We start from the raw sequence: 9660 nt of genomic DNA on the forward strand, positions 1-9660 counted from the left end.
GGTCGCCTTGGTCGCTTGCATGCGCAAGCTGCTGACCACGCTCAATGCCATGGTCCGAACTGGCAAACCTTGGGACAAATCGCTTCACAGCGCTTGACTTCCAAGACGGTTACTCAGTCGAACGATCCACGCAGTGTGAGCATCGCGCTGCGCGGCGTCCCGTACCCACTGCCATTGCGGGTACCGCCCACGTATTCCCAGTACGTCTTGTCAAACACATTGCCCACATTGAGCGAAGCGCTCCAATGGCGATCGATGCGGTAAGACGCCCTGAGATCCAGAATCGCCCGCCCCGGATTGCGCACCACCGTGACGTAGCTGCTGCTTTGGGCGTTCAGCGACGCACCGATGGTCCAGGCAGACCACGCGCCCGGCAGCGTGTAGCTGGAGGAAACGCGCAGCAAGTTGTGCGGTGCATCCGACGTCAGCGGTGCACCGGCGTCATCGCGGGTTGTCAAATAGGTGTAGCCGGCAGCGACCTCCCAGCCCGGCGCGATGCGGCCGGCGACTTCGGCATCAAACCCTTTGCTGCGCAGCAAACTGGCGTTGCGATAGCAGTCGCTGGTGGAAATGCCGGGGCACCCGCCCAGGTTCTCGGTGTCCAGCACCGCCACATGGCGCTTCTTGGTGTGGAAGAGCGCGAAAGCCACATTCAGTTGGCCTTCCAGCAACGCCCCCTTGACGCCCGCCTCGTGGTTGTCGCCTTCGGCGGGCTTGAGTGCCCCGCCATTGAAGACCGCATATTGCGATTGCGGCACAAAGGTGCTGGCATAGCTGGCATACACCGACCATTGCGGCCCCAGGTCGTACACCAGCCCGGCATAGGGCGTGAACTGGGCATCCTGCTGGTAGTCGCTGGTGACCTGACCCGTGATCAGGTTGTCCGTGTGGTCCCTGTACCAATTGAGCCGGCCGCCCAGATGCAGGTACAGACCCGGCGTGACGGCCAGACGCGTGTTGCCATACAGCCCCAGCAGGCTGGCCTTGTCCTGGAGCTGGCTGGCGTAAGCCGGCGTTTCCGGCTCGGGAATGAGGGCGTGGTTGAAGTTGAAGATGTCAACCGGAATGTTCATCATCGCCATCGTCGTGCGACCGGTGGCCTTCTGGACTGCGGCATCTCGCGCACAGACAAGGGCAGTTTGGTGACCGTGTTCATGCCCACGGAGGTGTAGCTGCCCGATCCTTCGGTGGACCCTTCGCGCTCGGCTTGGACCGTCACGATGACCGGCGCCAGCGTCACCGCTCCCAACACCGGCTGCACAGGCGCGAGCTTCAAGGTGAATACACCTGCCCACGTGCTGTTGATCTGGATGCCAGCCCCCAGGAGCAAACGCTCCAGTGCCTCACGCGGCGCGTAGCGCCCCTGCAGCGCGCGGACACGTTTTCCGGCGACGGACTCTTCCTCGAACAGCACCTGGTGCTTCGACTGATCGGAAAACAGCCTGAGCGCCGCGTGCAGCGGCTGCGCCGGGATGTTGGTGCTCGGCCAGCCAGTCGCGCACGGGCGAGGACCGCCAGGCCAGCCAACCCGCCGGGGTGACCGCGAGCAGAGCGGCCGGCGCTCGACGGTCTCGCCGGAATGCAGCAGAAAAAAACCACTCGGCCGCCTGCAGGGCCACGGCTTCGCTGATGGCCACGGTTTCGGCTGCCGTGCGTTGCGCTGCCACGCTCACCGCTCGGCGCTCAACAGGATGCAGCGCGCCATGGCCTGTGCCATGTAGCGCTTGACGGTGCGCTCGCTCACCGCGAGTTGGGCGGCGATCTCGGCATAACCCAGACCGTCGAGCTGCGCCAGCAAAAAGGCCTGCCGCACCGGGGCAGCCAGGCCGTCGAGCATGGCGTCGACCGCTTGCAGCGTCTCCAGCAGCAGCGCGCGCTGCTCGGGCGACGGCGAAAAGGCCGCGGGCACCTGCGCCAGCGCTTCCAGATACGCCTGTTCCAGCGAGCGCCGCCGGTACAGATTGGCCAGCAGCCGCTTGGCGATCAGCGTGAGGTACGCACGGGGTTCATCAAGCTGCCAGCCGCGCTGCTTCTCGGGCGAGCTTTCGGGCGCGGTGAGCACGCGCACGAAGGTGTCCTGGGCCAGGTCGGCGGCATCGAATGCGTTGCCCAACCTGCGGCCCAGCCACGCCTGCAACCAGCCATGGTGCTGTGCGTACAGAAGCTGCACGGAGTTGGACGCCGGGGCAGATGCGTGCATGACCATATCCCTTATATGCGAATGAATCGCATTTTAAGGCGTACCCAGCCCCTCACGCTGCGGGGCAGCGGAGGGGCATCGGGCCGTCTGCGCAGGCGGTCAGAACTTCGTGTCGAGCGCGACCCGCAACGAGCGCGGCGCGCCGTAGTAGCTGTTGCCGGCGTTGGTCAGGTATTCCTTGTCAAACACGTTGTTCAGGTTGACCGAGATCGTCGTTTTCTCCGACACGGGATAACGCGCCATCAGGTCCACCACCGTGTAGGCTGGCTGGACGAGACGCACGCGGTTGGGCCCCATGTTGTTGGCGTAGATCTCGTTCTGCCAGCGCAGGCCCCCACCCACCACCAGACCACGGGCCAGGGCGTCGAGCTGGTACGAGGTGTACAGCTTGGCGGTGTTCTTCGGCACGGTGGTGTTGATGAGCGTGCCCAGGCGGTCGCGCGTGACGTTGCGGGCGAAGCTGGCAGACAGTTCCCAGCCAGGAGCCACCTGCCCGGCCACCTCGACCTCGAAACCACGGCTCTTGGTCCCGGAGGTCGCGTAATAGGCCTGTGCACCGTCGGGCGCAAAGGTATCCGGGATCGCGATGGCCTTGTTGTCTTCCTCCGTCTCGTACACAGCGGCACCGATGTTCAGGCGGTTGTCGAAGAAAGCGCCCTTGATGCCCACCTCCGTGCTGTTGCCGCTCAATGGATCGATGTAGCGGCCGGTGATGGTCTTGTAGCTTTGTGGCTGAAAGATGGTGGTGTAGCTGGCATAGGCGGACCAGCGTTCGGAAAAGTCGAACACGAGGCCGGCATACGGGGTGATCTCACCGGACGCCTGGCTCAAGCTGTAGGTGGTCGACCCGGTTTTCAGCGAGTGGGTCGATTCGGCCCGCTGCCAGTCGGTGTAGCGAGCCCCCAGGATGACGGAAAGCGCATCCGTTGCGTGCAGACGGGTGGAAGCGAACACGCTGTTGCTGCGCTCGTTCATCGTGCCCGAGCCGACGGTCGGGTTGTCGGGGGCAGCAGGGTCGTTGCCATCCCAGGTGAAGATGTTCGAGATGGCGTTGCTCCAGCCGTCGTGGTACCAGTTGGTGAAGTGGGGACCGTTGCGCCGGGTTCGGGCATGGGTGACGCCCAGCGCCAGATCGTGTTCGCGGCCGAACAGATCAAACTGGCCGTTGGCATTCACATTCACCACGTTCTGATGAGGCTGGTACAGCCAGTGCGTGGCCCAGATGCCAACGCCAGCGCCGGTGACCCGATCCGGATTGCCACTGCTGGCATAGCCCACCAGTTCGTCGGAATCGGTGAGCGTCCGCATGGCCGAAGCCTTGAGCTCCCAGCCGTTGTCGAACAGGTGTTCCAGTTCAACGAAGCCCGAGGTGCTGTGGCGTTTGGAATAGGCCCAGGTCGGTGCCGCGGAATCGGAACGCGCCCATTTCGTGCGCGTGCCGTCGCTGTAAAAAGCTGGCAGCCCGCCGCGGGCATGGCCCGTGGAGTCGTGCCGTTGCTGGCTCAGGCCGGCACGCACCAGGGTTCCCGCGTCAAGGTCCGCCTCGACGACGCCATAGAGCACCGTGCGGTCCTCTTCAAGGCGGTCGATGTAAGACCCGGCGTCCTGCACGGCGGCGACCAGACGGCCACGGACACTGCCCGACTCGTTCAACGGCGTCGAAATGTCGACATCCGCGCGCCGGTAATCCCAGGACCCCAGCTCCAGCCGGGCCGATGCCTGGAAGTCCTTCGTCGGCTTCTTGCGCACCATGTTGATGCTGGCGCTGGGCGAGCCAGAGCCATTCATGAGACCCGTGGCACCTCGCACGATCTCGACGCGGTCGTACAGCGCCATGTCCTGGCTCTGAAAGATGCTGGTGTAGCTCTCCAGCATCTTCACACCATCGATCAGGTAGTTGTCCACCGAAAAGCCACGCGAATAGATGGGCGAGCTGTCCGAGCCGACGTTGCCGTTTTGCGAGACCACCAGACCGGCGGTCTGGGCAACGACATCGGCCAGTTGGGTCAGGCCCTGGTCTTCCATGCGCTGGCGAGTGATCACGCTCACCGACTGCGGCGTTTCCCGGAGGGACAGCCCGAGCCCGGTCGCACTGCGCGTCGAATGGGTGGTGTAGCTGCCCGTGCCTTCGGTCGCGACACCTCGTTCGGCCTGTGCCGTGACGACCACAGGCGCCAGCACCGTATCAGCGGCGGCAGCGGCTGCCTGCGGCGCTTTGCGCAAGGTGATGGTGCCTGGCTGGGTGCTCACACCCACCAAACCACTGCCCGCCAACAGGCGTTCCAGCGCTTCGCGCGGCGTGAAGCTGCCGGTGATGGCCGGCGCCTGACGCCCCTGAACCAGGGCATCGTCGAAGAGCACCTGGTACTGGGTCTGCCGCCCGAAGGCTCGCAGCGCGTCCAACAGGGGCTGCGAAGGGTACTGGAACGCTTGCCGTGCGGCTTCCACAGCCGCGGCTTGCTGCGCATGTGCCGGCATGGATGCCAGAACGCCTGCGCCCAGCACGCCAGCCACCAAAAGGGCCGCCAGCGCCGTGGGGCGCAAGGCCATGGGTTGTGTCAGGGGAGCCCCCGCGCAACCTGGTTTCAATCCCCTCACCACGCCCTTCGATACGTCCGTGTGCTTCTTCACTCTGACTGCTCCTGCATGTTTGCCTGTGTTGGTATGCCCATGCACCGCCAATGCGCAGGCACCGGCAACCGCTCCCTTTTCAGGAGTGACAGGCACCCGGCCAACCTGCGCACTGGGCGCACCGCTTTTTTGCGGCTGTTGGCTCGGGAAGGCGCACCGCGGTGCGCTGCAGGCCCTTGGCTGACAGCTCAGGACACCCCGCTGCGGGGGCATCCAGTAAGGAGAAGCAGATTCACTCGCATTTATGGAACCCGCCGCGAAAAATTCTTTTTCTGTCCAGTCATGGCGCACCAAACAGCACACGGCCGCATCGGGTTGCCCCGCACAGCCGTCCCTTCGGCGGGCAGTGGCAAAGTGGCGAGGCGCCCATCAGAGGGGCGTGATGTGCCAGTGCCCGTCGGCCATTTGCTCCACCCGCGCGTCGATCAGGCTGGGCAAGGCCAGCAAAAAGCGCTCCGGCTCACGCAATGCCAACAAGCCCGAAATGGTTGTCGCCCCCAGAGCGTCGCCATCGACGGACACCGGAGCGCCCAGGTAACGGGAGAGCTCCCGTGCGACCTCACGCAGTGGCACCTGCTTGAAATAAAGCTGACCCGACCGCCACTCGGCGACCGCACTGGCCGATGTCGGCACGATGCGATAAGCAAGCGTCCTGTTGTCAATGGCCACCCCGGCACCAGGGCCCATCACCAAGGCCTCCGTATCGGAACGCACACGGTCCACCCGCACGGCCACACGCCCCTGTTGCACCTGAACCACCATGGCGGGCGAGCCAACCCGCACATTGAATGCCGTGCCCAGGACGCGAACCCGGCTGCGCCCACTGTCGACGGTGAAGGGCCTGTCGGCGTCGGGCGCCACCTGGAAGAACGCTTCGCCCTGGTCCAGAAGAACCTCCCGACGCTGGGCGTAATACCGCACCTGCAACGTGCTGCGGGTATTGAGATCAATGCGGGATCCGTCGGGCAACTGCACCGACCGCAGCTCGCTCGGCCCGGTGGCGATGCTCAACGTGTATTGGGGCAGGTAGGCCCAGCGGTACCAGCCGTAGCCGCCGAACAGCCCCATACACAAAAAGGCCATGGCCAGCCCTGCACTCAAGGCGGGTCCACGCGCCCAGCTTCCTCCGCCATGGACCAGGCGCCGCAAAACATGGACCCATCGCGATATCGGGCTGGCCATCCAGCGATCAGAGGCACGCCTGGTTTTTTCCCGGTGTGTATAGGCCTGCGGGAAATGGTGCCGAAGTTCGGCCGCGTCACGCCAGGAGCGTTGCACGCTTTCGAAGGCGGCCCGGCGTTGCGGATCGCCGGCCAGCCATATCGCCAGTGCCTGCTCATCCTCGGGCGTCCAGCCATCCTGTTGTCGTCGCACCCACCATTCACCAGCCTCATGGCTCCGACGCAGCCGCGCCTCCAGGCTCTGCACCGGCGACGCTTCGTCTGCACGCAGCAGACTCACAGCGAACCTCCGCCGGCACCAGCCGCGCCCGATGGCTCACCGTCATCGGCACTCAGCATCGCGTGCACAGACTGCAAACGCTTCATCTGTTCCACATTGGCAAACTGAACCCGGGTTTCGCAATAGGCGACGGCGCGCGCCAGGTGCTTGACCACCATGCGCAGCGAGATGCCCATTTGATCGGCCGTCTCCTGCACGGTGTAGCCTTCCACACGGTGCAGGAGAAACGCCTCCCGCTGGCGCTGGGGCAGCTCGGTCACAGCCTGGTGCAGGCGCGCCAAACGCTGGCGTTGCTCAAGCCCTTGCCCGATGCCCGCGTCCTGCGGTACCGCATGCAGCTCGTCCTCGCAATCCGCGTACGACACCAATTGCACGCCTTGCGCCACCGGGCCTTTGTGCCAAGCCTGCGCCGCCACGCTGCGCAAAGTCTGCCGCAGGTAGGGCTGCTCCTCGTCGGGTGCCAGCGCCTTGCCGGCGGCCGCCATGCGCACGAAAACCTCCTGCGCAGCATCCTCGACCTCCGCCGGGCTGCCGAAGTAGCGGCGCAGCATGCGCATCACCGGCGCATGCCAGCGGGCGTACAAGCTGGCCAGATACAGATCGTTGCGCGGCACGACCGCATTCGCCACCGCACCGCCCCCGGGTTCCCGGATCACCGCCCGGCTCCGCGACCTGCGCGGGCCAAGGCCATGCGCTCCCCGCAGGGAGTACAGATGCCAATGCCAGCAACGAGGAGGGGCCAAAGAAAGTGGTGCAACACGCGGAATCCAGAGGCCGCCCCCTCGCATCACATCACGCCTCGCCGCACCCACCGTCAGACGATGGGAGCAGGAAGTCGCGTCAAGGGCAGCGGATATTGATGCCTCATTTTACTGATATTAATTCTCATTCATTGAAATTTCACCCATCTCAGAAGCTTCCGCGTAGGGTCAGCGCCACACTGCGCGGCTCACCATACCCATTGCCGCCACGAGGCGTGCCCAGCGTCTGGTAGTAAAGCTTGTCGAACAGGTTTTTCGCATTCGGGGCCAACGACCAGTCGCGGTTGAAGCGCGATGGCCAACGGGCATGCCACGACACATGGCCCCTCCGCCGCATGGCAAAGGGTGAACCGCCCGCGGCGGTTCACATGGACCGCTTTCGGCCATGCTGTTGCCCCCCGCTTGACACCCACGGGAAACGGAGAGGCTGGCCGGATTGGCCACTTCCCGCCGCCATCGCGCCGACATCAACCCGCACGCACAAACTCAGATCGCAAGGCCTCAACCAGCTCGGCAACCGACGGAACAGACGTCACAGCAGACACGGTATGACCCGCGCTCCAAAGGTCTTGCCATCGCTGAATGACCGCGGTGTCTGCGCCCCCGCCGAATTTTTTCCTGGCCTCGGCCACCGTCACCGTTTCGTCCAACTCGGCCGGATTCAGGCCAACACGCTCAATCGAAGGCTTCAGAAAGTTGGCCGGCAGGCCGGTGAATGCACGGGTGACCAACACGTCATCAAGCGAGGTCTCCATGAGCATCTGCTTGTAGGCGGGTGCCCCCAGACTCTCGCGCGTGGCCACGAAGCGTGTACCCAAGGAGCCCAGGTCGCAGCCCAGCACCGTGGCGGCTTTCAACGCCACGCCATCCGACATGCCACCGGCCAGAACGATGGGGCCGTCGAAAATCGCCCGCACGGCGCGCACGAAGGAGAACGGATTGGCCCATCCGGTGTGCCCCCCGGCGCCCGCCGTCAGCAGGACCAGGCCATCGGCTCCGGCTTCGATGGCACGCTCGGCGTGGTGCACCGAAGCCACATCCGCCAACACCATGCATCCCCCATCGTGCAAAGCCGGAATCACGGCGGCGGGCGAACCCACGCTGGTGATGACCACTTCCGTTCGGTGCTGAACGATCAGTTTCGCTTCCGCCATCACGCGCTCCGGGTCGCGGCGCATGATGAGGTTGGGGCAAAACGGTGCGCGCCGGGGATTGTCTGAAGCGGCTCGACCAAGCCGCCCCAGCCAGTCATCGAACTCGTCCAGCGAAGCGCAGTTGGCGGTTGGAAACGCGCCCACCACACCCGCCTCGCAGGCGGCGGACACGAGCTCATAACCCGACACCCGCAGCATGGGCGCGGCAATTGCGGGAATGCTCAGGCGGTCCAGGAAAGGCAGCTTGTTCATCTCTTTGGCATCCGGGAATCAAATGTTTGAAAGGCGTGTTGGGCTTCATGGATAAGACCCGACACGATGACCGACAGGGGCTCGATACGATGAGCAAATGCGATGGCAGGACCGAGCGACAACATGCCCCGGTTCCAGTCGCCGGTGGCATAACAACCATCGCGCACCGTGGTGCCCTTGATGAGGTCACCGAAGGCAGCATGGTCCAGTGCACCCGAGCGTTCGAGCGCCTCGATCTGTCGCGCGGTGTCGTTGCTCAACACCCGCCAGGTGTTGCCCAGCGACTGCAGGACCCGCACCGTGGCGTGTTCATCGCAGGTCAGCAGATGCGCCTTGTAGTCGGGGTGGACGCTGATTTCTTCACAGACCAGAAAGCGCGAGCCCATCAACACACCGTCCAGCCCCTGAACCAGCGCGGCGGCGATCTGGCGACCGTGGCCAATGCCCCCGCCCAGCACCAGCGGCACACGGAACCGGCCCACGGCCAGCGCCCCCATCAACATGGCCGGCAGCTCGTTCATGCCGGGGTGACCGCCCTCCTCCATGCCGATCAAGGCGATCGCATCGGCGCCCGCGCGCTCGGCAGCCAGGCCATGCCGGATGCTGGAGGCCTTGTGGATCACGGTGGCACCCGCGGCGTGCAGCGTGCCGATGAGTCCGTCGGGTCGGTAGCCCGCAGTCTCGAAATGGCGCACACCATGGGCCAGCGCGATCTCGACCCAGCGCTGGACCGAGCGGTTCGCCTCGGGACGGCTGGAGAGGGTCAGGTTGACCCCGAAAGGCCGGCCCGCGCTCAGGTCGGCGCACAGGTCGAGCGCCTCGGCAAACGCGTCGTCGCTGGCAAAGGAGCGCGGCGTGATGAAGCCCATGCAACCGGCACGAGCCAGCGCGGCCACATAACGGGCGTCCGACAGCCACATCAGCCCGCCACCCAGGATCGGGTATTCGATGCCCAGCAGCTCGGTCAGCCGGGTGCGAAACGGCGCTGCCATCAGCTCAGACGCGGGCACTGCCGAGCGCAGGCACCGGTCCCAGCACACCCTCGCTCATGCCGGCCAGGGGCACGGGAAAGCGCACTAGCAGGCTGTTGAAATTCAGCGTTTTCGAGTGAAAGCACTACCTTCCGATCAGCGTCTGCGGCAGATGACTTGTTTGGTTGGCACTTGAAGCAGCCTTGCAGTGCGAGCAATCGCTCGCCAAG

Annotated in this window: 8 protein-coding genes; all 8 read right to left on the bottom strand. The window is 64.9% G+C overall.

Annotated elements, in window-relative coordinates:
• Positions 1–113: 113 nt before the first annotated feature.
• Positions 114–1073, bottom strand: a complete 960-nt coding sequence (locus tag L0977_RS25005) for a TonB-dependent siderophore receptor (protein ID WP_234267639.1) — start codon at positions 1071–1073, stop codon at positions 114–116.
• Positions 1073–1414: an STN domain-containing protein gene (locus L0977_RS25010; protein ID WP_234267640.1), complete on the bottom strand. Its 342-nt coding sequence runs from the start codon at positions 1412–1414 to the stop codon at positions 1073–1075. The genes L0977_RS25005 and L0977_RS25010 overlap by 1 nt, the downstream gene beginning before the upstream one ends.
• 255 nt (positions 1415–1669) lie before the next feature.
• Complete coding sequence (locus tag L0977_RS25015; RefSeq protein WP_284307471.1) at positions 1670–2200, bottom strand: sigma-70 family RNA polymerase sigma factor; 531 nt, start codon at positions 2198–2200, stop codon at positions 1670–1672.
• A 99-nt stretch (positions 2201–2299) separates the two neighbouring features.
• Complete coding sequence (locus tag L0977_RS25020) at positions 2300–4750, bottom strand: TonB-dependent siderophore receptor (RefSeq protein ID WP_234267643.1); 2451 nt, start codon at positions 4748–4750, stop codon at positions 2300–2302.
• A 450-nt stretch (positions 4751–5200) separates the two neighbouring features.
• Positions 5201–6292 (bottom strand): FecR family protein, encoded by a 1092-nt coding sequence (locus L0977_RS25025; RefSeq protein ID WP_234267644.1) that lies wholly within the window; start codon positions 6290–6292, stop codon positions 5201–5203.
• The gene (locus L0977_RS25030) at positions 6289–6948 is read right to left on the bottom strand and encodes an RNA polymerase sigma factor (RefSeq protein WP_234267645.1); all 660 of its coding nucleotides are present in this window, start codon (positions 6946–6948) and stop codon (positions 6289–6291) included. Before L0977_RS25030 ends, L0977_RS25025 begins: the two co-directional genes overlap by 4 nt.
• A gap of 572 nt (positions 6949–7520) precedes the next feature.
• On the bottom strand, positions 7521–8459 hold the full coding sequence (locus L0977_RS25035) for an NAD(P)H-dependent flavin oxidoreductase (RefSeq protein WP_234267646.1): 939 nt from the start codon (positions 8457–8459) through the stop codon (positions 7521–7523).
• Positions 8456–9451 (bottom strand): NAD(P)H-dependent flavin oxidoreductase, encoded by a 996-nt coding sequence (locus L0977_RS25040; protein ID WP_234267647.1) that lies wholly within the window; start codon positions 9449–9451, stop codon positions 8456–8458. Before L0977_RS25040 ends, L0977_RS25035 begins: the two co-directional genes overlap by 4 nt.
• Positions 9452–9660 lie beyond the last annotated feature (209 nt).

This window comes from Hydrogenophaga sp. NFH-34 (assembly GCF_021401345.1).
Classification (GTDB): Bacteria; Pseudomonadota; Gammaproteobacteria; order Burkholderiales; family Burkholderiaceae_C; genus Hydrogenophaga; species Hydrogenophaga electricum.